General features: G+C 57.9%; 23 protein-coding genes and 2 tRNA genes. 11 read left to right on the forward strand and 14 right to left on the reverse strand.

Translation table 11 applies throughout. The features are described 5' to 3' along the window. Window positions 1–22: 22 nt before the first annotated feature. The gene (locus BFV97_RS10350; RefSeq protein ID WP_069300413.1) at window positions 23–1,135 is read left to right on the forward strand and encodes a TFIIB-type zinc finger domain-containing protein; all 1,113 of its coding nucleotides are present in this window, start codon (window positions 23–25) and stop codon (window positions 1,133–1,135) included. A 3-nt stretch (window positions 1,136–1,138) separates the two neighbouring features. Then, a complete protein-coding gene (locus tag BFV97_RS10355) occupies window positions 1,139–1,891 on the forward strand; it encodes a rhomboid family intramembrane serine protease (protein WP_069300301.1) in 753 nt (250 codons plus the stop codon). Window positions 1,892–2,042: 151 nt separating this feature from the next. On the opposite strand, the gene BFV97_RS10360 is transcribed toward BFV97_RS10355, so the two are convergent. After that, complete coding sequence (locus BFV97_RS10360) at window positions 2,043–2,354, reverse strand: DUF6280 family protein (protein ID WP_069300302.1); 312 nt, start codon at window positions 2,352–2,354, stop codon at window positions 2,043–2,045. Window positions 2,355–2,575: 221 nt separating this feature from the next. On the opposite strand from BFV97_RS10360, the gene efp reads away from it, so the two are divergent. After that, entirely contained in the window at window positions 2,576–3,139 is a 564-nt protein-coding gene (gene efp / locus BFV97_RS10365) for an elongation factor P (RefSeq protein WP_069300303.1), read from the forward strand. 359 nt (window positions 3,140–3,498) lie between these two features. On the opposite strand, the gene rpmG is transcribed toward efp, so the two are convergent. Then, window positions 3,499–3,666 (reverse strand): 50S ribosomal protein L33, encoded by a 168-nt coding sequence (gene rpmG, locus BFV97_RS10370; protein ID WP_069300304.1) that lies wholly within the window; start codon window positions 3,664–3,666, stop codon window positions 3,499–3,501. 320 nt (window positions 3,667–3,986) lie between these two features. After that, window positions 3,987–5,066 carry an Mrp/NBP35 family ATP-binding protein gene (locus tag BFV97_RS10375; RefSeq protein ID WP_069300305.1) on the reverse strand — a complete coding sequence of 360 codons (1,080 nt, stop codon included), beginning with the start codon at window positions 5,064–5,066 and terminating at the stop codon, window positions 3,987–3,989. A 109-nt stretch (window positions 5,067–5,175) separates the two neighbouring features. Between BFV97_RS10375 and BFV97_RS10380 the strand changes: the two genes are divergently transcribed. From BFV97_RS10380 to BFV97_RS18950, 3 genes are all read left to right on the forward strand, one after another. Next, entirely contained in the window at window positions 5,176–5,877 is a 702-nt protein-coding gene (locus BFV97_RS10380) for an ABC transporter permease (protein WP_069300306.1), read from the forward strand. After that, window positions 5,874–6,575 (forward strand): ATP-binding cassette domain-containing protein, encoded by a 702-nt coding sequence (locus BFV97_RS10385; protein ID WP_069300307.1) that lies wholly within the window; start codon window positions 5,874–5,876, stop codon window positions 6,573–6,575. The genes BFV97_RS10380 and BFV97_RS10385 overlap by 4 nt, the downstream gene beginning before the upstream one ends. Before the next feature lie 417 nt (window positions 6,576–6,992). Beyond that, complete coding sequence (locus BFV97_RS18950; RefSeq protein ID WP_069300308.1) at window positions 6,993–7,208, forward strand: DUF1127 domain-containing protein; 216 nt, start codon at window positions 6,993–6,995, stop codon at window positions 7,206–7,208. Between the two features lie 91 nt (window positions 7,209–7,299). Here BFV97_RS18950 and BFV97_RS10395 read toward each other — a convergent pair whose 3' ends face one another. Further along, complete coding sequence (locus BFV97_RS10395) at window positions 7,300–9,678, reverse strand: ATP-dependent helicase (RefSeq protein ID WP_069300309.1); 2,379 nt, start codon at window positions 9,676–9,678, stop codon at window positions 7,300–7,302. Window positions 9,679–9,871: 193 nt separating this feature from the next. On the opposite strand from BFV97_RS10395, the gene BFV97_RS10400 reads away from it, so the two are divergent. The 4 genes from BFV97_RS10400 (at window position 9,872) to BFV97_RS10415 (ending at window position 14,525) form a co-directional block, all read left to right on the forward strand. Further along, window positions 9,872–13,318 (forward strand): pyruvate carboxylase, encoded by a 3,447-nt coding sequence (locus tag BFV97_RS10400; protein ID WP_069300310.1) that lies wholly within the window; start codon window positions 9,872–9,874, stop codon window positions 13,316–13,318. A 4-nt stretch (window positions 13,319–13,322) separates the two neighbouring features. Beyond that, window positions 13,323–14,150 (forward strand): metallophosphoesterase, encoded by an 828-nt coding sequence (locus tag BFV97_RS10405; protein WP_069300311.1) that lies wholly within the window; start codon window positions 13,323–13,325, stop codon window positions 14,148–14,150. Window positions 14,151–14,245: 95 nt separating this feature from the next. Continuing rightward, window positions 14,246–14,320 (forward strand) — tRNA-Gly (locus tag BFV97_RS10410). 130 nt (window positions 14,321–14,450) lie between these two features. Beyond that, window positions 14,451–14,525: transfer RNA gene (locus BFV97_RS10415), tRNA-Gly, on the forward strand. A gap of 151 nt (window positions 14,526–14,676) precedes the next feature. On the opposite strand, the gene BFV97_RS10420 is transcribed toward BFV97_RS10415, so the two are convergent. The 5 genes from BFV97_RS10420 to hpaR form a co-directional block, all read right to left on the reverse strand. Beyond that, window positions 14,677–16,068, reverse strand: a complete 1,392-nt coding sequence (locus BFV97_RS10420) for a TRAP transporter large permease (RefSeq protein ID WP_069300312.1) — start codon at window positions 16,066–16,068, stop codon at window positions 14,677–14,679. 12 nt (window positions 16,069–16,080) lie between these two features. Further along, window positions 16,081–16,659: a TRAP transporter small permease subunit gene (locus tag BFV97_RS10425; RefSeq protein ID WP_069300313.1), complete on the reverse strand. Its 579-nt coding sequence runs from the start codon at window positions 16,657–16,659 to the stop codon at window positions 16,081–16,083. A 237-nt stretch (window positions 16,660–16,896) separates the two neighbouring features. Further along, window positions 16,897–17,991 (reverse strand): TRAP transporter substrate-binding protein, encoded by a 1,095-nt coding sequence (locus BFV97_RS10430; protein WP_069300314.1) that lies wholly within the window; start codon window positions 17,989–17,991, stop codon window positions 16,897–16,899. 244 nt (window positions 17,992–18,235) lie between these two features. Then, entirely contained in the window at window positions 18,236–19,090 is an 855-nt protein-coding gene (locus BFV97_RS10435; protein WP_069300315.1) for an IclR family transcriptional regulator, read from the reverse strand. A 169-nt stretch (window positions 19,091–19,259) separates the two neighbouring features. Then, window positions 19,260–19,682 (reverse strand): homoprotocatechuate degradation operon regulator HpaR, encoded by a 423-nt coding sequence (gene hpaR / locus BFV97_RS10440; protein WP_069300316.1) that lies wholly within the window; start codon window positions 19,680–19,682, stop codon window positions 19,260–19,262. A 346-nt stretch (window positions 19,683–20,028) separates the two neighbouring features. Here hpaR and BFV97_RS10445 point away from each other — a divergent pair, with 346 nt between their 5' ends. After that, window positions 20,029–20,646, forward strand: a complete 618-nt coding sequence (locus tag BFV97_RS10445) for a L,D-transpeptidase (protein WP_069300317.1) — start codon at window positions 20,029–20,031, stop codon at window positions 20,644–20,646. 72 nt (window positions 20,647–20,718) lie between these two features. Here BFV97_RS10445 and aspS read toward each other — a convergent pair whose 3' ends face one another. The 5 genes from aspS to BFV97_RS10470 all read right to left on the reverse strand — a co-directional run bounded on the left by aspS (window position 20,719) and on the right by BFV97_RS10470 (window position 25,759). Further along, window positions 20,719–22,500 (reverse strand): aspartate--tRNA ligase, encoded by a 1,782-nt coding sequence (gene aspS, locus BFV97_RS10450; protein ID WP_069300318.1) that lies wholly within the window; start codon window positions 22,498–22,500, stop codon window positions 20,719–20,721. Between the two features lie 245 nt (window positions 22,501–22,745). Next, window positions 22,746–23,381 (reverse strand): aminotransferase class IV family protein, encoded by a 636-nt coding sequence (locus BFV97_RS10455; RefSeq protein WP_069300319.1) that lies wholly within the window; start codon window positions 23,379–23,381, stop codon window positions 22,746–22,748. After that, window positions 23,339–24,499 (reverse strand): aminodeoxychorismate synthase component I, encoded by a 1,161-nt coding sequence (locus tag BFV97_RS10460; RefSeq protein WP_083225597.1) that lies wholly within the window; start codon window positions 24,497–24,499, stop codon window positions 23,339–23,341. Before BFV97_RS10460 ends, BFV97_RS10455 begins: the two co-directional genes overlap by 43 nt. 52 nt (window positions 24,500–24,551) lie before the next feature. Continuing rightward, entirely contained in the window at window positions 24,552–25,040 is a 489-nt protein-coding gene (locus tag BFV97_RS10465; RefSeq protein ID WP_083225598.1) for a lytic transglycosylase domain-containing protein, read from the reverse strand. Window positions 25,041–25,105: 65 nt separating this feature from the next. Beyond that, window positions 25,106–25,759, reverse strand: a complete 654-nt coding sequence (locus BFV97_RS10470) for a histidine phosphatase family protein (RefSeq protein WP_069300320.1) — start codon at window positions 25,757–25,759, stop codon at window positions 25,106–25,108. Window positions 25,760–25,926 lie beyond the last annotated feature (167 nt).

The raw sequence follows: 25,926 nt of genomic DNA on the forward strand, positions 1-25,926 counted from the left end.
GATCTCCAAAGACCGAGCCACCATGGACCCCGCCCCCCCAGCACCAGCCGAACACCGCTTTCCCTGCCACACCTGCGGCGCTGACATGCGGTTCGCGCCCGGCAGTGGACAGCTGATCTGCGACCACTGCGGCGCAACAGAGGAAATCACTCCGCCACAGACGCGGGCTGTGATCAGGGAACAGGACTTCCAACAGGCTTTGCGCGCCCAACTGCCCGCCGCCGAAACCGAGGAAATCCGCACGGTCACATGTGAAAACTGCGGCGCACGGATAGAGTTCGACGATAAGACCCACGCCTCCGAATGCCCCTTCTGCGCGACGCCGATCGTCACGGATACAGGCGCACAACGCCAGATCAAACCCCGCGCGCTGGTGCCCTTCGCCCTGACCGAGCCACAGGCACGGGAACGCATGACCGAATGGCTCGGCTCTTTGTGGTTTGCGCCAAACGGCTTGCAGGAATACGCCCGCAAAGGCCGCGCGATGCAGGGAATATATATTCCTTACTGGACCTATGACGCTGACACCCGATCAAACTACAGTGGGGCCCGTGGAGACATTTATTATGTGACCCAGCGGGTGCAGGTGCAGCGCAACGGCAAGATGGTGACGGAAACGCGGCAGGTTCCCAAAACCCGCTGGACGCCCACTTCGGGTCGGGTAGCCCGTTTCTTTGACGATGTCCTGGTGCTCGGCTCCAGATCCCTGCCCAAAACCTATACAGATGCGCTGGCGCCGTGGGACCTGTCCGAACTCGCGCCCTACGACCCCCAGTTCCTCGCCGGTTTTCGCGCAGAAAGCTACACCGTCACGCTGGACGAGGGCTATGCAGAGGCCCGCAGCTATATGGACCGCATGATCTTGCGGGATGTGAAATTCGACATCGGCGGCGACAAACAACGGGTGACGCGGGTGGACACCGCGGTCAGTGACGTGACCTTCAAACATATCCTGCTGCCGGTGTGGATGGCCGCCTATAAATACCGCGGCAACACCTACCGGTTCGTAGTGAACGGGCAAACCGGAACCGTGCGCGGAGAGCGGCCCTATTCCAAAGTGAAGATTGCCATTGCCGTAATCATCGGGCTGATCATCGCGGCAGTTGCGGGTGCCTATTTCGCGGCGAACGGCTGATCCATGTTTCCAATCCGCGATCACAACCCCTCCCGCCGCACGCCATTTGTCACCTATCTTCTTCTGGCCACAAATATCCTGATCTTCCTCGCCTATTATCCTGCGGCCAGTGGTAATGAATATGCGCTTGCAGCGGTCTGGCAGGATTGGGCCACGATCCCGCGCAATGTCAGTGCGGGGGCAGATCTGCATACGATCTTTACCTCTATGTTCCTGCACGGCGGCTGGATGCATCTGGCGGGGAATATGCTGTTCCTGTGGATCTTCGGGGACAATATGGAAGACGCGTTCGGACATTTGAAGTTTCTGGGATTTTATGTGCTTTGCGGGGTGGCGGCGGATCTTTTGCAGGTCATGGCCGATCCCTTTTCGCCGGTTCCCGTCGTTGGCGCCTCCGGTGCGATTGCCGGAGTGCTGGGCGGATACCTGCTGCTTTACCCGCGCGCACGCGTTGACGTCGTGGTCATCTTCATCATTTTCTTCAAAACCTTTGCGCTACGTGCATGGATCGTGCTGGGCGTGTGGTTGGGGCTACAGCTGTTTGGCGGATTTGCAACACCCACCGACGGGGGCGGCGTGGCTTATTGGGCGCATGTGGGGGGCTTTGTTGCGGGCATCCTGCTGAGCCTGCCCTACTGGCTGTCACGGGGCGGTCTGCGCTTCTGGAGCGTGACCGAAGGCCATCCACCCCATCCCCCGACCGACACACCGCTGGTCCGCTCCCGCGTGCCGGTTGTACGCCGCAAAAGGCGCTGACAGGTTCCGCCGGAGATCCCCTTCACAACCTACTGAACAAACCGGCCACCAGCGCGGTCTGTCGAAGACTTGGAAACGGTCGGACACGAAAAAACGCCCCGCGGGTTGCGGGGCGTTTTTTAATAAAGTCAAAAGCTTACGCTAGGTCAGCTTAGGCTGCTTTTGCAGCCTGCTGGCGCTCGCTTTCTTCACGGCTCAGCGCGACAGAGGTGCGCACACCACGGTCCACGAACTCCATCATGCCTTTGACGCAGCGCTCTGTCGGTTCGATACCGGCGCACATCAGCACCTCACGGCCATCGCGAGAGCGGGCCCAACGGGCGATGGAATCCACGCCGTTTCCGTATTTCTTGTCATCCGCAATGGCATCATCCAGAGCAGCGAGAACGACCGCAGCGAAAAGCTTCTGAGAGCGTTTTCCCTGATCGTTATTTATAGCAGTTTCATCAACGTAATCGAACATCACGTCCTCTTTACTTTTTAGTTTTACCGGCTGTTACCGCAATATGGCGTTTCTGTGACGATTCGATAGGCCCGCAAACGCAAGAGAGCCATGCAGCGGACACATACCTTATTCTGTGTCCCTTATCGCAGCCGCCAAGGCCGTACTGCGGGTTGAATTGCGCATTGGCACAATATATAGGCTTGAGGGTCCAAAAATCAACCGCGCAAAGGGTAAAATGCATGCCAAAAATCAATGGCAACGAGATCAAACCGGGAAATATCCTGGAACATAACGCCGGTCTGTGGATCGCGGTCAAAGTGGATCACGTGAAACCCGGCAAGGGTGGCGCCTTTGCACAGGTGGAAATGAAGAACCTGCGTAACGGCTCCAAACTGAACGAGCGGTTCCGCTCTGCCGATAAGGTTGAGAAGGTCCGGCTTGATCAGAAAGACCAGCAGTTCCTCTACGAGACGGACGGGATGCTGGTGTTCATGGACATGGAAACCTACGAGCAGATCGAACTGCCCGCCGATATTCTGGGCGACCGCCGCCCCTTCCTGCAGGACGGGATGACAATCCAGATCGAATATTACGAAGCGGAAGCAATTTCGGCAGCCCTGCCCCAGAAAGTGACCTGCACCGTGGTCGAGACAGAGCCTGCGGTTAAGGGTCAGACAGCGGCCAATAGCTTTAAGCCGGCGGTGCTGGACAATGGCGTGCGGGTCATGGTGCCCCCCTTTGTGGGACAGGACGAAGCCATCGTGGTGAACACCGAAACCATGGAATACGCCGAGCGGGCCTGATCACAGGGAAACATCGGGATTCTGCAATTTTTAGTAGAGTACAGGGTCCGGAATTCGGGTGTTTGTCGAATAACTGCTTGTAAAACCGGAGTAACGTCAAAAACTTCGCCGGTTTTTGACGAACTATTCACGGGATAGTTAACAAGATTTAAGTTACCTTAGGTTAACGACGCGGTGTCGTTATATTTAAGCACCTAAATCTTTTCAAAGGATAGGGGCGGCTCTCCCGGAGCTGCCCCTATTCTTTTGAAGATTGCCCGAAATGGGACCCTAGTCTGTGACCGTCCTGAAACGGACGCTGCAAACGAAAAAAGCCACGACGGATCGCGGCTTTTTCAAAAAAGAAAGGATTGGATCAATTACTTGATCTTGCCTTCTTTATACTCGACGTGCTTGCGCGCGACGGGGTCATATTTCTTCACGACCATTTTCTCAGTCATAGTGCGCGAATTTTTCTTGGTCACGTAGAAGTGGCCGGTGTCCGCTGTGGAATTCAGGCGGATTTTGATCGTGGTTGGCTTAGCCATCTGATATCTCCTCGGCAGGCAGCGCTGCGAAATCTCGAATTGGCGTTCTACACCACTCCTGCCCCCTGTCAACCCAATCGGGGGCAACTTGAACAGGGAAATCCGGTTTTCTGCGTTGGGACGTAAAAATAACCGGAATTGGCAGCTGTTCCAGCCCGTTTTCAGCGCCGAGGGACTGTGCGAGGGCGGTTTGGTTTTCAGATACTCTATCGGGCGGGGGCGATGGTGGCGGGAGACAGATTCGGATATTTAAGAGCCAGAAGAAGGCGTGTGCCGGGGCAAGAAACGCTCTGGTCCCAAGGGATCAGAGCGTTCGGTATTTAAGCCATTCCACCGGCCACCAGACGGGCCGAGATTTTTGCATAGGCTTCTGCGTGGGGCGAATCCGTGGCGGCGATTGGCGTTCCACCATCCCCCGCAAGCCGGATGTCGATGTTCAGCGGGATCTCTCCAAGAAAGGGCAGACCAAGGCGTTCGGCCTCGGATGCGGCACCGCCATGACCGAAGAGGTGTTCCTCATGGCCGCAGTTCGGGCAGATATAAGTGGACATGTTTTCAATCATGCCGAGCACGGGCGTTTTGGTCTTTTCAAACATGTTGAGCGCCTTGCGTGCATCCAGCAGCGCCACGTCCTGCGGGGTAGAGACCACAATCGCCCCTGTCACCTTGGCCTTTTGCGCCAGTGTCAGTTGCACATCCCCTGTGCCGGGCGGAAGATCGACGATCAGCACATCCAGTTCGCCCCATTCCACCTGCCCCAGCATCTGTTGCAGCGCCCCCATCAACATCGGTCCGCGCCAGACCACGGCCTGATCTTCTTCCAGCATCAGGCCGATGGACATGATGGTTACGCCGTGGTTCTTCAACGGGATGATGGTTTTCCCGTCAGGCGAGCTTGGCCGTTTGTTCACCCCCATCATACGGGGCTGGGAGGGGCCGTAGATATCCGCATCCAGCAGCCCCACACGCCGCCCCTGCCGCGCCAGCGCCACGGCGAGGTTACTGGAGACTGTGGATTTGCCAACGCCGCCCTTGCCCGATGCAATGGCCAGTATCCGGTCCACCCCTGCCACCGGCGCCTGATCCGCGCTTGGCTTGGGATGGCCACCGATTTTAAGCTGTGGTGGTTCTTTTGACTGGGGGGAAGATTGCGCCGGACCGTGGGCTGTGAGCAGCACGGACGCTTTATCGACGCCATCAAGCCCCGCTACGATCTTTTCCGCCGCCTGACGCAAGGGTTCCATCGTGGGGCCCAGTTCCGGGGGCACCTCCAGCACGAAACGGACGGTATTGCCCTCAATCGCAAGCGCACGCACATAATCGGCGCTGACAACATCGCGCCCGTCCTGAAGTTTCAGGGTCTTCAACGCGTCGAGAATTTCTGCTTGTGTCGCGGCCATGGTGCTATTCCTCTGTTCTGCGGTTGCGCTCTTGCGCCATTCGACCTTAACTTGTCCATCACAGGCAAAAGGGCAAGAGGCATCCGTTAAAAGCGGTGTTTGAAACGGCATGGATATACTTTCTACCGCAGTGTCGTTGATTCTCTCCGCGGACCGCGACCTGTTTGCAATTATCACCCTGTCCTTGCAGGTCAGCCTGACCGCCACACTGATTGCCTCGCTGGTCGCCATTCCTGCCGGAGCCGCGCTGGCGATCCTGCGGTTTCCGGGCCGTCGGCTGTTGCTGGTGGTCGCGACCGCGTTTATGGCACTGCCCCCTGTGGTTGTGGGGCTGGCTGTCTATCTGCTGTTGTCCCGTTCCGGTCCGCTGGGGCCGCTTGGCCTGTTGTTCACGCCGTCAGCTATGATCATCGCCCAGAGCATTCTGATCCTTCCGATTGTTCTGTCCCTGACCCATCAGGCGGTGGAGCCTTTGCTGCGGGATTACGACAAGCTGTTCACCGCCCTTGATACGCCCCGCTCCTTGCAGGTTCGCACGTTGATCTGGGATGCCCGTTTTGCCGTGGCTGTGGCGGTGCTGGCCGGTTTCGGGCGGGCGTTGGCCGAGGTCGGCGCGGTGATCATTGTCGGCGGAAATATCAACGGTCTGACCCGCGTGATGACCACGACGATTGCGCTGGAGACCTCTAAGGGGAACCTTACGCTGGCGCTGGCGCTTGGGCTGGTGCTGATTACCATCGCTTTTGGCATCAACCTGTTGATCCACGCGGTTGCCCGTCGGGGTGAGGTCTATCAGATGGTGCGCAAATGATCCGGCTTCAGATTGATCAGGCGAGCCTCAGCTTTAAGGGCACGCGCAGGTTGGGACCGCTTGATCTGGACCTGACGCTTGCGGGGATTACGGCGGTGCTCGGGCCGAACGGTGCGGGGAAATCCCTGTTCCTGTCGCTGTGTCATGGCACCTTGCTGCCGGATCGCGGAACAGTGCGATGGCAGGGACAGCCCGCAAGGGACAGTCGGACGTACAGGGGCGTGATGTTGCAATCCCCTGTGGTGCTGCGCCGGTCGGTTGCGAGGAACATTGAGTTCGCCTTGCAGTCCCGCGGCCTGCCCCGCAAGGCAAGGCAGGAACGGGTTGAACAGGCGTTACTGCGGGCACGGCTGGAAGATCGCGCCCATGCCCCTGCCGCCACCCTGTCAGGGGGGGAACTGCGCCGGATGAGCTTTGCCCGCGCGCTTGTTACCCATCCCCGCGCCCTGCTGCTGGACGAGCCTTTTGCCGGGCTTGATCCTGCGGCCAGTCAGGTGATGGAAGCGATGATCATAGAGGCTGCAGCCACTACGCCGGTTCTGCTGTCCAATCACGATCTGGTCCAGACCCGCCGCATAGCCCGTCAGGTTCTGTTCTTTTCCAAGGGGCAAATGCTGGAGCAGGCAGAGACCGCTGGGTTTTTCACAGCGCCGCGATGCAGTGCGGCGAAGGCCTTTTTACAGAGCCAGTTGCTCTGATCCTGCGGCCCTAGCATGCCTGTAAAACAGCTATGCGAAATCTGCATAGCGGGGTTGATTAAACGGGTCTTTCCCTTTGGCGGATCAACCCCTAGATAAGCCTCAACGCTTCGGTGATCTTTGAAAACTTGCAGTTCCTCCCAATCCACGCAAGTGGGCAGTTTTTACAAAGTTACCAAGCTGTCAGCCGGTATCGGCTGAACCAACGGATCGCCTTTTTCCTCCCTGTTGGGGCGATCCGAAGAATAACGGCGGTGCGCCCTCCCTCGCACCGCCGTTTATTTTTTGAAAACGACATCCATGCGTTTAACGCATAGCGGGATTGACCAAATGCGGTCTTCTCCGAGGGACCTAAATGACTAGGTTCTGTTCAAGAACATGAAACGATAGACACACAACGCCGGAAAGGATCTTCCAATGGCTTCGATCACTACGAACACAAACACACGTGACTCATTCTTCGCAAACCTGCGCGCCTCTGTTGCAGACGCTTTCCACGCGGCTGTGCAAATGCGTCAGTACCGCGCAACAGTTACCCAATTGTCCGCTCTGTCCACACGTGAGTTGGAAGACCTGGGCATTTCCCGTTCCGAAATCAAATCGGTTTCCCGCACTGCGGTTTACGGCGTATAAATTCCGTCCCCTCGGGGATAAGTCAAAAAAGGCGCTGCGGTTTCCCGCTGCGCCTTTTTTTAAGTCCGACGACAATTCCCATTCGCAAGCCCTAGAACGGGATATCATCCGCGCTGGTGACAAAGCTGGCGACGACTTTCTTCACGCCTGCCTTTTCAAAGGCGACCTCCAGTTTATCCCCTTCAATCCCGGTCACTGCGCCATAGCCGAATTTCTGGTGGAACACGCGGTCCCCCATCTGGTGAACGGAAACTGCCTTGCTGTCGATCACCAGCCCTTTGGCTTCCCGCGGCTGGGACATTCCCCGCTGGCTTGAACGGGCCTGCATCCGTTTCCAACCCGGAGAGTTATAGGCATCTGCGCGGCTGGCCTTATCCATCAGATCAGACCCCTTGCTGACCCCGTCAAACGTCTGACTGCTGGCCGCGGCCCCGAAACCGCCCCCGTACAGGCCGGGCGGTGTCAGCACATCCACATGCTGTTCCGGCAGTTCGTCGATAAACCTGCTTGGCAGCGATGATTGCCACTGGCCGAACACCCGCCGGTTTGCAGCAAAGCTGATGGTGCAGAAAGCCTCGGCGCGGGTGATCCCCACATAGGCAAGGCGGCGTTCTTCCTCTACCCCTTTGAGGCCGGTTTCATCCATAGAGCGTTGCGACGGGAACAACCCGTCTTCCCAACCGGGCAGAAACACCACAGGAAATTCCAGACCTTTGGCCGCGTGAAGGGTCATAATGCTGACTTTTTCCACGTCGTCTTCCTGTTCGTTTTCCATAATCAGGCTGACGTGTTCCAGAAAGCCTTGCAGGTTTTCAAACTCTTCCAGCGCCTTCACCAGTTCTTTAAGGTTTTCCAGACGACCCGGTGCTTCGGGGGTTTTGTCGTTGCGCCAGTGGTCGGTGTATCCCGATTCTTCGAGCATCTGCTCTGCGATTTCGATATGGCTGGTTTTATCTTCGCGGATCAGGGCAGACCAGCGGTCAAAGCCTTCGACCAGTTCACGCAAAGCGGCGCGGGCCTTGGCGGATAATCCGCCTTGGGACACCACGATTCGCGCCCCTTCCAGCAGGCTGACACCGTTTTCACGGGCGGCCATCTGGATGGTCTGCTGGGCCTTGTCCCCGATGCCGCGTTTGGGCGTGTTGACGATTCTCTCAAACGCGAGCGCATCGTCAGGGCTGACGGCCACGCGGAAATAGGCCATCGCATCGCGGATTTCCATCCGCTCATAGAATCGCGGCCCCCCGATCACGCGGTAGGGCAGACCGATGGTCAGGAAACGGTCCTCAAACGCGCGCATCTGGTGCGAGGCGCGCACCAGAATCGCCATGCTTTCGGGGCTGATCGGATCATGCCCCCGTGTCCCGCGCTGGAAATTCTCGATTTCCTCACCGATCCAGCGGGCCTCTTCCTCACCGTCCCAATGACCGATGAGGCGGACTTTCTCGCCCTCGGGCTGGTCGGTCCACAGCGTTTTGCCAAGGCGGTTTTCGTTGCCCGCGATCACACCGGAGGCCGCCCCCAGAATATGAGGCGTCGAACGATAATTCTGTTCCAGCCGCACGGTCTTGGCGCCCGGAAAATCCTTTTCAAATCGCAGGATGTTGCCCACTTCCGCCCCGCGCCAGCCATAGATCGACTGGTCGTCATCCCCGACACAGCAAATGTTCTTATGCTCTGCCGCCAGAAGACGCAGCCAAAGGTATTGGGCCACGTTGGTATCCTGATACTCATCCACCAGAATATAGCGGAACCAGTGTTGGTATTTGGCCAACACATCGGGGTATTTCTGAAAGATCACCACCATATGGAGCAGCAGATCGCCAAAATCGCAAGCGTTCAGCACCTTCAGGCGGTTTTGATAGGCCTCGTACAGATCGCTGCCCTTGTTGTTGAAGGCGCCTGCTTCGGCACCCGGCACCTTATCCGGTGTCAAAGCCCGGTTTTTCCATCCGTCGATCAATCCTGCCAGCATCCGCGCCGGCCAGCGTTTGTCGTCAATGTGTTCGGCCTGAATAAGCTGTTTTAACAGGCGGATCTGATCGTCCGTATCCAGAATGGTGAAGTTGCTTTTCAACCCCACCAGTTCCGCATGGCGGCGCAGCAGTTTCACACACAAACTGTGGAAAGTGCCAAGCCACGGCATGCCTTCGACCATTTCACCGAGCAACCCGCCCACGCGGTTTTTCATCTCCCGCGCGGCCTTGTTGGTGAAGGTCACTGCCAGAATCTGGTTCGGCTGTGCCCGTCCCGTGTGCATCAGATAGGCAATCCGCGCCGTCAGCGCCTTGGTCTTGCCGGTTCCGGCACCGGCCAGCATCAAAACCGGCCCGTCCAGCGTTTCAACAGCGTCCCTTTGGGCCGGATTCAACCCGTCCAGATAGGGCGCAGGCCGTGCCGCCATAGCACGCTGCGACAAAGGAACTGCGGCGGCCGCCTCAAAGGCGTCTGATTCTTCCCAATTGCTCATCACTGTATTCTAGCCCCATCCACGCCCGAGTTAAAGCGCGTGTTCTCAAAATGTTCCAACGCCCCGAACTTCACCCGAAAATCCTTCTTTGACAAAATTACCGCTTTTGTTGCGCTGCAGCATTTTCCACGCTACGCATTTGTCACCAAAAGTCAGAATTGACGCTGCCCACCCCAACAAGGACCAAGCCCAGATGAAGAACTTCTCCAAGATCCTGATTGCCAACCGCGGTGAAATTGCCATTCGCATCATGCGTGCTGCAAATGAAATGGGAAAGCGGACGGTGGCCGTTTATGCGGAGGAAGATAAGCTCGGATTGCACAGGTTCAAGGCGGATGAAGCCTATAAAATCGGAGAAGGTCTTGGCCCTGTTGCCGCCTATCTGTCGATTGAGGAAATCATCCGCGTCGCCAAGATGAGCGGTGCCGACGCGATCCATCCGGGCTATGGCCTGCTGTCGGAGAACCCTGATTTTGTGGATGCCTGCACTAACGCGGGCATTACTTTTATCGGCCCCAAGGCGAAAACCATGCGTCAGCTGGGGGATAAGGCCAGCGCGCGGCGGGTTGCGATCGAGGCTGGCGTGCCGGTTGTTCCGGCCACCGAAGTGCTGCCCGACGATATGGACGAGATCCACCGCATGGCCGCGGAAGTGGGCTATCCCTTCATGCTCAAGGCAAGCTGGGGCGGCGGCGGTCGCGGGATGCGCCCGATCATGTCACCGGACGAGCTGGAAGAAAAAGTGCTGGAGGGCCGCCGCGAGGCTGAAGCCGCCTTTGGCAACGGTGAAGGCTATCTGGAACGGCTCGTCCAGCGGGCCCGCCACGTAGAGGTTCAAATCCTTGGCGATCAGCACGGCGAGATTTATCACCTGTGGGAGCGGGATTGCTCGGTGCAACGGCGCAACCAGAAAGTGGTGGAACGGGCCCCTGCCCCCTATCTGTCGCAAGACCAGCGGGAGGAGCTTTGCGCTTTGGGCCGCAAAATCTGCGCCCATGTGGGCTATGAATGTGCCGGCACTGTCGAATTCCTGATGGATGTGGACACGCAGGAGTTCTTCTTCATCGAAGTGAACCCCCGCGTACAGGTGGAACATACTGTCACCGAAGAAGTCACCGGCATTGATATTGTGCGCAGCCAGATCAAGATTGCCGAGGGCGCTACATTGGCCGAAGCCACCGGCGTGGCCAGTCAGGCGGACGTGCAACTGCGCGGCCATGCCATGCAGTGCCGTGTGACAACCGAAGACCCGCAGAACAACTTTATCCCCGATTACGGCCGCATCACCGCCTATCGCGGCGCGACCGGCATGGGGATTCGCCTGGACGGCGGCACCGCCTATTCCGGCGCGGTGATCACCCGCTACTACGATTCCCTGCTGGAGAAAGTCACCGCATGGGCTCCGACCCCGACAGAGGCTATCGCCCGTATGGACCGCGCCCTGCGGGAGTTCCGCATTCGCGGTGTGTCCACAAACATTGCCTTCGTGGAAAACCTGCTGAAACATCCGACATTTCTGGACAACAGCTATACCACCAAATTCATCGATTCCACGCCCGAGCTGTTCCGCTTCAAAAAACGCCGTGACCGCGCGACGAAAATCCTGACCTATGTGGCCGACATTACCGTCAACGGTCATCCCGATGTAGAAGGCCGCCCAAAACCCGCCGCCACCGCCAAGGCCCCCAAGCCCCCCGCGAACCGCGCGGATGCGCCGGCCTATGGCACCCGCAACCTGCTGGAAGACAAGGGCGCACAGGCCGTGGTGGACTGGCTGGGGGAGCAAAAGCAACTGCTGCTGACCGACACCACCATGCGCGACGGGCACCAGTCCCTGCTGGCGACGCGGATGCGCTCTCACGATATGATCGCGGTGGCCGAAGCCTATTCCCACAACCTGCCGCAACTGTTCAGCATGGAATGCTGGGGTGGTGCGACCTTTGATGTGGCCTACCGGTTCTTGCAGGAATGCCCGTGGCAGCGCCTGCGCGACCTGCGGGCGCGGATGCCCAACCTGATGACCCAAATGCTGCTGCGGGCCAGCAACGGCGTTGGCTATACCAACTACCCCGATAATGTGGTGCAGGAGTTCGTCCGTCAGGCCGCAGAAACCGGCGTTGATGTGTTCCGCGTGTTCGACAGCCTGAACTGGGTGGAAAACATGCGCGTTGCGATGGATGCCGTGGTGGAAAGCGGCAAGATCTGCGAAGGCACCATCTGTTACACCGGCGATATTCTGGATGCGGACCGCGCAAAATACGACCTGAACTACTACGTCAACATGGGTAAGGAATTGAAGGCCGCGGGGGCGCATCTGATTGGCCTGAAAGATATGGCCGGTTTGCTGAAACCCGCAGCCGCCCGCGTTCTGATCAAGGCCCTGAAGGACGAAGTCGGCCTGCCGATCCATTTCCACACCCATGATACTTCGGGCATTGCGGGGGCCACAGTGCTCGCCGCCGCCGAAGCGGGTGTCGATGCGGTTGATGCGGCGATGGATGCGTTTTCCGGTGGCACCTCGCAACCCTGTCTTGGCTCCATCGTAGAGGCCCTGCGCCACACCGACCGCGATACCGGACTGGACATCAAAGCCGTGCGCGAGATTTCGGATTATTGGGAAGGCGTGCGCGGCCAATACGCGGCCTTTGAATCCGGTCTGATGTCCCCTGCCTCCGAAGTCTATCTGCACGAAATGCCCGGCGGCCAGTTCACCAACCTCAAAGCGCAGGCCCGTTCCTTGGGGCTGGAAGACCGCTGGCACGAGGTGGCCCAGACCTATGCGGATGTGAACCAGATGTTCGGGGATATCGTGAAGGTTACGCCAAGCTCCAAAGTGGTAGGCGATATGGCACTGATGATGGTCAGCCAGAACCTGACCCGCGCCGAAGTGGAGAACCCCAAAACGGACGTGGCCTTCCCCGACAGCGTTGTCGATATGATGCGCGGCAATCTCGGCCAGCCTCCGGGGGGCTTTCCGCCCAAACTGCAAGCCAAGATCCTGAAAGGCGACACCCCTGCCACCACCCGTCCGGGCGCACATATGCAACCCGTCGATCTGGATGAGGCCCGTGCAGAACTGTCGGGCGAATTGGAAGGCTATGCGGTGGATGGCGAAGACCTGAACGGATATCTGATGTATCCCAAGGTCTTCCTCGATTACATGGGCCGCCATCGCACCTATGGTCCTGTGCGCACCCTGCCTACAAAAACCTTTTTCTACGGGATGGAACCGGGCGAACAGATCAGCGCCGAGATTGATCCGGGCAAGACGTTGGAAATCCGCCTGCAAGCTGTGGGTGAAACCGATGAAGGCGGCGAGGCGCGTGTGTTCTTTGAACTGAACGGCCAGCCGCGCACCGTGCGTGTCACCGACCGCAAAGCGGCTGCAACCTCGGCAAAACGGGCCAAGGCCGAGGCCGGAAACCCCGCCCATATCGGCGCCCCCATGCCCGGTGTGATCTCTTCTGTGGTGGTAAGTGCTGGACAGGCGGTGAAATCCGGCGATATGCTGCTGACTATTGAAGCCATGAAAATGGAAACTGGTATTTACGCGGAAATGGACGGCACCGTCAAAGCCGTTCACGCGCCAGCCGGATCACAGGTTGACGCAAAAGATTTGTTAATCGAATTCGAGACCTGACCCTATGCACAAACTTCTGGCCTTCACCGACATTCACATGACACCTGAAGGCCAGAAGATCATCGGACTCGATCCGTTTGAACAATTTCAAAGGGCGCTGGCGCATGGGGTGCGCCACCACCCTGACGCGGAGCGGATCATTCTGATGGGCGATCTGGCCGATACCGGCACCCCTGAAGAATACGACCGTGTGCAGGAAATTCTGCAAGATGTAGACCTCCCCGTCACCCTGATGGCAGGCAATCACGATGTGCGGGACAATCTGGTTGAAAAGTTGCCACAGGCTGTTTGTGATGCTGCAGGTTTCCTCCAGACCAGCCACATCTACGGAACAGTGCGGGTTCTGACGCTCGACACGCTGTTCGGGCCTCCTGCGGTCTCCTATGCCCATTTCGGTGCTTATTGTGACCAGCGGTTTGATTGGCTGACAAGACAGCTCTCAGAGGCGAAAGCGGCGGGGCAGCGGGTTGCGCTGTTTTCCCACCATCCGCCGTTTCGGGTAGGCTTTAAGGGCATGGACCAGATCCGGATGCGCGATGATGCGCGAATGCTGTCCGTGCTGAAAGATTCCGGCGTGCAGGTTCATCTGATCTGCGGCCATATCCATCGGACCATCTCGGGGCATTGGGACGGATTCGGCTTTTCCATGTTGAAAAGCACCTGCCACCAGATGCCTCTGGCGATTGATACGGCAGAGATGACGCTCGGCACTACGGAACCGGCGGCCTATGGGGTGATCCTGCTGACGGATGACGGGATTATCGTGCATTCAGAGGACTTCGATCTGGTGCAAGAGACCCTTAATACCCACTTGCAAACCCCTGTGCCCTAGCCATTCCGGCCGCGTGGTCTTTTTTCGGGTTTTTGTTCATTTTCCCCTTGTGCAGGGACTCTGTTTCTCGCTATACGCTGCCTCACGAAAGGGACGCGGGCGTAGCTCAGGGGTAGAGCATAACCTTGCCAAGGTTAGGGTCGTGAGTTCGAATCTCATCGCCCGCTCCAATTCGCAACCTGCCACAGCAGGATGATACAAAGGCCGCCTTCGGGCGGCCTTTTGTGTTTCCGAAGTCCGGTAATTTTCCCCTTGTGCACCGGCCCTGTTTCTCGTTATACGCTGCCACACGAAAAGGACGCGGGCGTAGCTCAGGGGTAGAGCATAACCTTGCCAAGGTTAGGGTCGTGAGTTCGAATCTCATCGCCCGCTCCAATTCACTCCGTGCCATAGCAGGATGGTACAAAGGCCGCCTTCGGGTGGCCTTTTGTTTTTCCACCACGCGCGATCTGCCCCACGGTACGACGAAGGCCGCCTGCGGGATCACAGACGGCCTTGGTGCAAGTTTTGACAGGTGTGGTACGGATCAGCCCGAAATCACCTTGGGCAGCCACGTCACGATCTGCGGGAACAGGAACAGACAGGCAATGGCCACAATCTGAAGCAGGACAAACGGCAGGATACCCTTGTAAATCGCAGAGGTCGGCAAACCGTCCGGCGCCACCCCGCGCAGGTAGAACAGCGCAAAGCCGAAGGGCGGTGTCAGGAAGGAGGTTTGCAGGTTCACCCCCACCAGCACGCCGAGCCAGATCGGGTCCACATCCAGCGCCAGCAGGATCGGCGCAGTGATCGGGATCACGATAAAGATGATCTCAAACGTGTCGAGGATAAAGCCGAGCACGAACATGATCGCCATCACAACAGCCACCGCCATCAGGGTTCCGCCGGGCAGGTTTGAGAGGAACTCGTGCACCAGTTCATCCCCGCCCATCAGACGGAAGACGATCGAAAACACCGACGCACCCATCAGAATCACAAAGACCATACTGGTGATCGTAGCCGCAGAAATCACCGTTTCCCGCAGCACCGCAAAGGACAAACGCCAGCGCAGCGCCGCCAGCACCATCGCGCCAACCGCGCCGACAGAGGCCGCTTCGGTCGGGGTGGCAATACCGCCAAGAATGGAACCGAGCACCGCCATGATCAGCAGGAACGGCGGCACCAGCGCGACAAAGACCTCGCGGATCAATCCGCGCTTTTCTTCTTCGGGAACCGGCATGGCAGGACAGCTTTGCGGGTCGGTCAGGGCCTTGAACAGCACATAGGCCATATACAGACCAACCAGCAGGACACCGGGCAACAAGGCACCGGCAAACAGATCACCGACAGAAACTGGCGTGGGCGCAAAGTTGCCCTTGGCCATCTGCACCTGACTGTTGATACCCGACAGCATGTCGCCCATAAAAATCAGCACGGTAGAGGGCGGGATAATCTGGCCGAGCGTACCGCTGGCACAGATAACACCGGTCGCAAGCTTGGGATCATATCCCGCACGCAGCATCGCTGGCAGGGAAATCAGCCCCATCGTCACAACGGTCGCCCCGACAACACCCGTAGAGGCCGCAAGCATCGCCCCCACGATCACCACCGAAAAACCCAAACCGCCACGCATGGAGCCGAACAGCTTGCCCATCGTCAACAGCAGTTGCTCAGCAATATTGGAACGCTCCAGCATCACCCCCATGAAGATGAACAGCGGCACGGCCACCAGAACCTCGTTCGTCATGAAACCGATATAGCGGTTGGGCAAAGAGCCGAAGTTACTGGGGTCGAAGACTCCGAACATCATCCCCAAAAGCCCGAACAACAGGGACACCCCTGCCAGCGTGAACGCCACCGGAAACCCGAGAAGGAGAAACCCGATAATGCCAAAAAACATCAACCCCGAGAGGAGCTCACCGATAAGTACTGGATCCATAGGTCGTCTCTTTTATACGTCTGGGGTTTCGGAAGCGGCGGGCTTTGTGCCTGCGCCATAGCGGATCTGCGGCGGCACAAGGTCAGGCCGCCCGCCAAGTACAAGGATCGAGCGCACGGCCATTGCCAGCCCCTGAAGCGCCAGCAGGACAGCAAACCCGATGATAAAGCTTTTGAGGATGAACAGACCCGGCATCCCGCCCACATTGGCCGAAGCTTCGTGATAGCCCCAGGCCCGCGTCACAAACGGCATACTGTAGCTATAGACCACCCAGGTAAAGGGCAGCAGGAACAGCACAACACCGAAAAGGTCCACGATGGCTTTGGTGCGGACACTGGCCGGACGGTAAAAAATATCCACCCGCACGTGATCGTTCCGCAGCAAGGCAAATCCGGCCACAGCCGTGAACATCGCGCCGTTCAACCAGATATAAAGATCCTGCATCCAGACAAAGCTGGTCGCGAACACATATCGCTGCACCACAACCGTGAAACAGACCAGAACAATGCCAAGGGACAGCCAGGCAAATATCTTTCCCAAACCGTTGTTGATATGGCAAATGATGCTGGCACAAAACGCTAAGAATTGCATAGAGACGCCTCCTCTTTCGCTGTCTTTTCCCCGCTGCCGCAAGGTGATGCAAGAGCACGAACGCGTGAAACAGTGGTTTTTATAGAAAAACGGCGTTTTTTACCGGAAGACACAATCCTATAGCAGAGCCCTCAAGGTAAAACACCCGCCGGGGTGAACCAGCGGGTGTTGACAGGGACCGGAGAATTGCGCGGCGCTTTGGAAGCTGTCCCATGCGCCGCGCAATCAAATCCGGACTCAGATTTTGAAGAATTTTTCCCGTGCGTTCACATAGGCTCCGTCGGTGGACTGGGACCGCTGACGCAGGATGTTGAGCGATTCAATGAAGCTCTCGGCGGTCTTTTTCACCAGAGCATCGTCGGAGTCGCGCAGGCCGGTCATGATCTCGGTCGCAGCATCCGCACCCGCCTTGAGGATTTCCTCAGGGAACTGGCGGATGTTCACGCCGTGGTCATTAACCAGCGTTTGCAATGCGCGGGGATCATTTGCGTAGAAGTCGGAAGCAACCTGATCGTATTCCGCCTGACAGACATCACGCACGATGGCTTGCAGATCCTCGGGCAGCGCCTGATACTTTTTCTTGTCCACAACCAGTTCGGTGGCCAGACCCGGCTCTGTGAAGCTCGGGAAGTAGTAGTTTTTGGCGACCTGATAGAAGCCGAGCGCAAGATCGTTGTAAGGGCCAACAAATTCCGCAGCATCCAGCGTACCGGATTGCAGCGCCTGAAAGATTTCACCCGCCGCCATATTGGTCACAGTGGCGCCGAGTTTTTCCCAAACACGCCCGCCAAGACCCGGTGTGCGGAAGCGCAGGCCGGATACGGAATCAACGCCGGTCAGTTCGTTCTTGAACCAGCCACCTGCCTGTGTGCCTGTGTCACCCGACAGAAAGCCCTGCAGACCGAACTGGTCGTAGATTTCGTCCCAGATTTCCTGACCGCCCATGTAGCGGACCCAAGCTGTCAGTTCGCGCGAAGTCATGCCGTAAGGCACGCCGGTGAAAAAGGACAGCGCAGGGGATTTGTTCTGCCAGTAATAGGCTGCACCGTGACTCATCTCGGCCGCACCGTCGATGACCGCATCAAGGCTTTGAAGCGGTGGAACCAGTTCGCCTGCAGAGTAGACTTTGACGGTCAGACGCCCACCGGAAGCTGCGGTAATCCGGTCCGCCAGACGCTGCGCGCCCACGCCCAGACCAGGAAAGTTTTTCGGCCATGTCGTGACCATACGCCACGTGATGTTGCCTTGAGCAACCGCAGGTGCCGCCAGAGTCGAAGCCGCAGCCCCCACGCCCAGCACACCGGCTTTAGAGATAAAAGAACGACGATCCATAAGTGATCTCCTTTGGAAGTGGTTACACATTCCACAGCCCTGACACGCTGGCCCGAACATGTGAATTACCCATCTCCGATTGTATTGGCAAAATTGGCATATATTGTCCATGACAATAGCGCAGCGTTTTATGCGGGGTGCTGTGAAGACGGCGCGTCACTTGGAAAACTTAGTTATTCCGGTCCCTTAGCACGGCCAAACCGCTCTGCGCAAAACAGTCGGACGGTTTGCGCAGTGACCGGGGTTATTGCTGCAAAACCGGCTTTGCCTGCCGCGTCAAACTGACTTGGTCCTTAAGCGCGCCAGCCGCGCCATGGCCGAAATCCCGCGAGAGCTTGCGGGTAAAAGCCAGCAGTTTTGTCGTTGTCTCGCCCTTTGGATCAAGATCAATCATGCCTGTCGGACCGATTGCCGTAACACAGAGTTGCAAGGCGCCGGTATGATCAAAGACCGGCGCGGCCACAGCGGATACGCCGGGAATCGGCATGTCCTGCGTAATGGCATAACCGGCGGCACGGGTATCCGCCACCGCCCTTTGGTAAGCTGCCTCGTCCACCTCAAACAGGGCACGACGGCGGAAATCCTCATCCGCCATTTCCCGCTTGATCACAGGGGAGGTCATGGAGTCTGGCAGGAACGCACCAAAGGCGCGTCCCGTGGCTGTTACGGTCATATTATAGACGCCGCCCACCTGCACATTTGCATGCACCCGCGCGGCATATTCCTGAACATAGGTAATCGTTGGTCCCTGCGCCCCCCAAACGGCTACTGTCACCATCAAGCCAAGGCTGTCTACCAGATCACCGACCCGTGCGATCGTGTCGCGGTAGGCGTTTTGCCCGCGCAACCGTGCCAGCCCGATATGCAGCGCAAACGGGCCGAGTTGATAGGTGCCGCGTGCGGTCTGCTCGACCATCTCCATCGCGCGGAAACTGACCAGATAGGGGTGAAGCTGCGCCGGTGCCACATTCATCAGCTCTGCAAGATCCCGCAATTTGATCGGGCCTTGCGCATTGGCCAGCTCGCGCAGAATCCGCCCCCCCGTTTCAATGGATTGCACACCCCGAGAGGCAGGTTCGGATCGGGAGGATTTGGGCATGATCGGGCCTTATGTAACAGGGCCGCACTCAACCGGCCAATTGCGGCCTATTATACATAAAAATCATGACGTCCAAAGGAATAGGTACCTATCTCGCCCGCAATATTCCAGACTCACAGCCCCCTGTGCGCGACAGGGTAACACAGGCGCAGTCGCGAAAGCCCCCGCCCTATCGGTCCCGCGGTCGGAGTTCGGAAAACTCCTGCAACAGCGCCAGCATCTTTTCCATTTTCTCCTCACTGAAACGTTTTTCGATTTCGCCGTAAATCTGGTTCGACGCTTCGACGCATTGCGCCATCAGATCATGGGATTTTCTTGTGGCCCGCACCCAAGAGCGTCGGGAATCGTCCGGGTCGCGCCAGCGTTGCACCATGCCGCCATCCTCCAGCACTTGTAATATCCGCGTTACGCTTGGCATATGCATTGCTGTTGCTTCGGCCAGACTGGTGATGTCGATCCGGTCCTGTTCAGCCACAACCCGCATCACCCGCCATTGCTGTTCCGTAAAGCCGATTTCTGACAGTTTCGGCCGCCAATAATAAAGCAGCGTGTCCCGCGCACGGGACAAGAGAACCGGAAGCGATTTATTCATTGGCCTCAACCCTGCCGAGGCATTTCGATCCTGCATGATCGTCAAACCTTCCATGAAGGCGCCAGCATCATTCGTATTCAACAAATCGACGCGATTAGCCTTTTTAATTCAACGGCATGGTATTTAGGGTATTAAAATTAAATTGAACAAAAAGGTAACGAATATTTCACATGATAATAAATCGTTAACTAAATTGCAAACTTTTTTCACTTATGAGCCTTATTTCATGGGCTCATCCGTCCGTTTCTCGCGACGCAGCAAAAGCCACAGTTGCCGGAAAACCCCTTTGAAATATTTACAAATGCCTGACGACAGCTAGATTTCTCCTATCAGTAAAGGGAACACTATGAAACGACGCGAATTTATAGCCGGGTCAATTGCCGTTGGGGCCTATGCCGCAAGTCCGGCGTTTGCCTATGACAATACGATAGCGAAAGAGCCGCCCATTCCGGAGATTCTTGCGCCGCGGGTCGTGAACATCAAAGGCGGTGCGCCCGGTGAAGTTCATGTGGTGCCGGATCATTATTCGCTTTACCTCATGCTCGAAGACAATAAAGCGATCCGCTATTATGTCGGGGTCGGTCGCGACAGCCTTTATGAAAGCGGCAGCTTTTATGTGGGGGCCAAGAAGAAATGGCCAAGCTGGACGCCAACGCCCGACATGATCGAGCGTGATCCCAAATCCTACAAGCAGTTCGAAGACGGTATGCCGGGCGGACCGAGCAACCCACTTGGCGCCCGTGCGCTCTATTTGTTTTACCCCGACCGCGGGGACAGTTTCCTGCGCATTCACGGCACTAACAAACCCAAGACCATCGGGCTGGATGTGTCAAACGGCTGTGCGCGGTTGGTAAACGCCCATATGGTCGATCTCTACCAACGTGTGCAGATGAAATCCAAAGTGGTTCTGCATCCCAAGGGGCTGTATCCGAAACGGCCAATCGGTTCTGACGTGACGGGGTGATCCCTTGATCTTAAACGGAAAAAGGCGCGTCCGGATCTCTCCGCACGCGCCTTTTTTAATACTTTCGCCGGTTCAACTTTCTTGCGGCAACACCCGCAGGCCCAACTCGCGGAGCTGTTCGTTGGTTGGCTCGGACGGTCCGCCCAGCATCAGGTCTTCGGCCCGCTGGTTCATCGGGAACATGATGACCTGACGGATATTGCTTTCGTCTGCCAGCAGCATCACCAAACGGTCGATCCCAGTGGCACAGCCCCCGTGGGGTGGCGCTCCATAGGTGAAAGCGTTGACCATACCGCCGAAACGTTTGTCCACCTCTTCCGCAGGATAGCCTGCAATTTCAAAGGCTTTATACATGATTTCCGGCTTGTGGTTCCGGATCGCGCCGGAGATCAGCTCATAGCCGTTACAGGCCAGATCGTACTGATAACCAAGAATATCGAGCGGGTCTTTATTCTCAAAATCCGCCATTCCGCCCTGCGGCATGGAGAACGGGTTGTGGGAGAAATCAATCTCGCCGGTTTCTTCGTCTTTTTCGTACATCGGGAAATCAACGATCCAGCAGAACTCGAACTTGTCCTTGTCGGTCAGGCCCAGTTCTTCACCGATCACGTTCCGCGCACGCCCTGCCACACCTTCAAAGGCACTTGGCTTGCCGCCGAGGAAAAAGGCCGCATCACCCACACCAAGGCCAAGCTGCTGGCGGATCGCTTCGGTGCGTTCGGGGCCGATGTTCTTGGCCAGCGGGCCGGCAGCTTCCATGCCCTCGCCCTGATCGCGCCAGAAGATATAGCCCATACCCGGCAGGCCTTCCTGCTGGGCAAATTTGTTCATCCGGTCACAGAACTTGCGGCTGCCACCTGTGGGGGCGGGAATGGCGCGAACTTCGGTGCCCTCGTTTTCCAGCAGGGAGGCGAAAATCTTGAAGCCGGAGCCGGCGAAATGCTCGGACACCACCTGCATCTTGATCGGGTTGCGCAGGTCCGGCTTGTCCGAACCATACCACAGTGCTGCATCTTTATAGCTGATCTGCGGCCAGTCCTGATTGACCGGACGCCCGCCGCCGAATTCATCCATCACACCCTTCAGTACAGGTTCGATGGTGTCGAAGATATCCTGCTGGCTGACAAAGGACATTTCCATATCCAACTGGTAAAAGTCGGTGGGCGAGCGGTCGGCGCGCGGATCTTCATCGCGGAAACACGGCGCGATCTGGAAGTATTTGTCAAATCCCGCCACCATGATCAGCTGTTTGAACTGCTGGGGCGCCTGTGGCAGGGCGTAGAACTTGCCCGGGTGCAGACGGCTTGGCACCAGAAAGTCGCGTGCCCCTTCAGGGCTGCTGGCGGTGATGATCGGGGTCTGGAATTCGTTGAACCCCTGCCCTTCCATGCGACGCCGGATCGAAGACACAACCTTGGAGCGCAGCATGATGTTGTCATGCAGGCTTTCGCGACGCAGGTCGATAAAACGGTACTTCAGGCGGGTCTCTTCGGGGTATTCCTGATCGCCAAACACCGGCAGGGGCAGCTCGGCTGCTTCGCCCAGCACTTCCATATCGCGGATGAAGACCTCAACCTCGCCGGTGGGCAGCTTGGGGTTCACCAGTTCCGGTGCGCGCGCCATGACAGTGCCGTCGATACGGATCACCCATTCGGAGCGGACTTTCTCAACGTCTTTGAACACAGGGCTGTCGGGATCGGCCAGAACCTGCGTGATGCCGTAATGATCCCGCAGGTCGATAAACAGGATGCCACCGTGATCGCGGACGCGGTGGACCCAACCCGAGAGCCGCACGGTATCACCCACGTTCGACGCGTTTAGTTCGGAACAGGTGTGGCTGCGATAGGCGTGCATTTGGATATCCTTCAGGCGTCTTTGTACAGGGGGTTAAATCACTCTGCGCATTGACCGCGTCAAAGCCTCGTTGTCAAGGGAACCTTGGGGTTTTGCCCTGAAATCCCCGCGATTCCTTGCAATTTCCGCCCTTTCCTGTAATCCCGCCCGGTGCCGGGATTGAAGGCTTTGATAATTACCCCGCGTGGCGGGCGCGAGCGCAAAAAAGCCATCTTAAGGCGAAGCCGCACATGCGCTAGCCCCGTTCAGACCATCTGCGCAGGGATCAGACCGCGAAGGGAATTTCCGACGAAAACCGGATTGCCTTGCAGGTCCGGCACCGTCAAGAACGCCTCTTGCGCACGCCCTGTGTCGAGCATCTCCTGCCGCAATACGCCCGCCAGCAGACCACAGGACAAAGGCGGCGTCAGCAGCACACCGTCCCGTTCAACGAACAGATTGGTAATGGTGCCTTCGCACAAATGGCCGTTTTCATTGAGGAATAACAGCTCGTCCACGGTGTCGGGCATGGTCTCCCGTGCGGTATCATAGACCGCCCTGTTTGACGTCTTCACCTGCAACCACGGATCATCCGCGCGCAGCACCGTGTCGCTGATCCCGACGCGCCAGATCTGGGGCGGCGTTGTCATCTCGCTGGTGCTGACCCCGATACGCCCGTTAAGATCAAGCGTAAGGCGCACACGGGCCGGCAGCATATCAACAGAACTTCCAAGACTGTGCAGCGCCTCCCCCCGATCAAAGGGAATCCCCAGCCGCGCACAGGTGGACTCAACGCGGTCCATATGCAGGCCAAGCCGTGCAAACCCGTCCTTGGGCGAATATCCCAGCGTTTCGATGACTACCAAACCGGCGGGAGCAAGGTCGCGTAACGTGCCTTCCATAGGGCCTCCTCATATTCTGACGGTGCGGTGCTGTCGTAGACCACGCCGCCCCCTACATTCAGGCGTGCTGTGCCGTCTTCGGCCAGCGACAGGGTGCGGATGGCCACGTTAAAGGCCGCCGCACCATCCGGTGCAATCCAGCCGATAGAGCCGCAATAAATATCGCGCGGTCCCTGTTCCAGATCGCGGATCACTTCCATCGCGCGGATCTTCGGGGCTCCGGTAATGGAACCGCAGGGAAACAGGGCGGAAAACAGGGTGAACAGGTCCACATCCTGCCGCATCTGCGCGGTGACAAGTGATGTCATCTGGTGCACGGTGGCATAGCTTTCGACGGTGAACAGCTCTGGCACCTTTACCGTGCCGAGTTGGGCCACGCGGCTGATGTCATTGCGCAAAAGATCAACAATCATCAGATTTTCCGCACGGTTCTTCGCGTCATTGGCAAGAAACGCTTTCAGCTCCGCGTCTTCGGCCTCTGTCTTGCCGCGCGGCACCGTGCCTTTCATCGGGCGGGTGGAAATCCGGCCCGTATCATCCACACGGAAGAACAATTCGGGAGAGCGCGAGACGATCGCATCCCCGACCCCGAGATTGACAATCCCGCCGTAATTCACCGGCTGTACCCGCGCCAGCGCACCGTATAACCCTTCCGGCGTGCCAGACCATTTGGCCCGCATCGGAAAGGTCAGATTGGTCTGGTAAAAATCGCCCGAGCGGATGTATTCCGCCACCTGATCAAACGCCTGCCCATAGGTCGCCCCGTCCCAGAGCGGTTCGGGCGCAGACAGTCGCGCACGGGGTTCGTCCTTGCTGGATTTTTCCAGCACAACCGCGGTTGCGGCCTCATCCGGCCCGTCAAACACCCCGAAACACAACAAGGGCGCACGGCGGTCCTGCGGCAGGCGTTCGGCCAGTTTGGGTTCCAGCACATAGCCAAGCTCGTAGCTGGCGAATCCTGCCAGCCAGTGTCCGGCATCCTTGGCGGCCTGAAGCGCTGCAAAGGCGGCGGGAACCTCCTGCGGGTCACGGGCCACAATCAGGTCAAGCGGCCGTGCAAAGGCCTGCGCCCTGTTATCAGGGCCGAAATCCACGAGTATATAAGGCGCGTCAGTCATTCCTTTGCCATAGCCCAAGGTGCGGGCTTTGGGAACAGGAACAAACGACCTGTCAGGACACCAATCCGGTCTCTTTCAACATCCCGCGCCGTTTGGCTTCGTAATAATAACCGCGCGAGTACCATTTCACAGCCGTGCCATGATCGCCATCAGACAGCAGCCAAGCCCCCCGCAGGTATTTCACCGCGTATTTCAGGTTGGTATCTGCATCCAGCAGATCCGACGGCTGGCCGCGAAACCCCATGGTACGGGCGGTCTGGGGCAGGATCTGCATCAGCCCGTAATAAGGACCGTTACGGGCATAGGGGCGGTGGGTGCTTTCCCGCACAATCTGGCGCTGTACCAGAGCAACCGGCACATCATAATGTCGGGCCCATTTTACAATCAGCGCCCGAAGGGCCGGTGTTTCGTTCGGATAAAGCGGTGCCGCATAGGCCTTTGACACCTGCGCACGGGTCACACCCGCATCACGCCCGCCGCCACAGCCTGCCAGACCGAATGCGATCAGACCAAGCGCTGCCCTTCTGGAAACCTTGTCCATCATTTCCCCTCAAAGCTACGATAAAAGCCCGCGTTGTGTACCATCCTGAGACGTTCGGACCAGACTTAAATCAAAGTACGAGCATGAACCCGCTCAGGCAGGTCGAGATGGGGGGTCGCACAGAATTGCAGCAAGTGCAGATCTTCCCCGACGATCTCGAACTTGTGAACAGAGGTATGGGCGATGCGCAGAAAGACTTCGGATTTGCGCCGGATGTCCAGATCCAGTGCCACCGCCATCAGGGTTGCAATCACGCCGGTCGAACTCACCACGATCACCCGATCCTCCGCAGCGGCAATATCGCGAACCGCCCCGAGTATCCGGCCCCGAAAATCCCTGTAGCTTTCCAGATCATCCCCCACCTCGGCGCGGGACCACGCCCCGAGCACTTCGGCCACATGGGTCTGGAATTCCAGCTGGCTGGTCGGCGTGGCCAATCCGTGAGAGGTCTCAAGCACACCGGCAAGCCCGAAATAGTCCATCTCGTTCAGCCGCGCGTCGGTGTCATAGCCCACCCCGCCCAGATACATTGACCGGCCGGTTTGTATCTGGCGGCGCATGGTGCCGGTGACAACGCGGTCAAAGGCATGATCCGCGCCCAGATACTCCCCCAGCCAGCGGGCTTGCTGGTGGCCCAGATCCGACAGGTTGTCATAGCTTGCTTCGTCTTTTGCCCCGGTCTGCGCCTGTCCGTGACGCACCATGATAATCTCTGCCATTTTACCCTGCCTTTTGCTTATGCGGCTTCTTGCCAAATTAGCAGGGAATCCACAACCAATTCCCCTTGAACCGTCTGTCTTGTGGACTATAACCACGACAATTTGCAATCGCCCCCCGAATCCGCCGCGCATTTCTGCGCCGTGATGACGGGCGGGCCAAGCCTTGG

The organism is Neptunicoccus sediminis, assembly GCF_001719615.1.
Lineage (GTDB): Bacteria > Pseudomonadota > Alphaproteobacteria > Rhodobacterales > Rhodobacteraceae > Amylibacter > Amylibacter sediminis.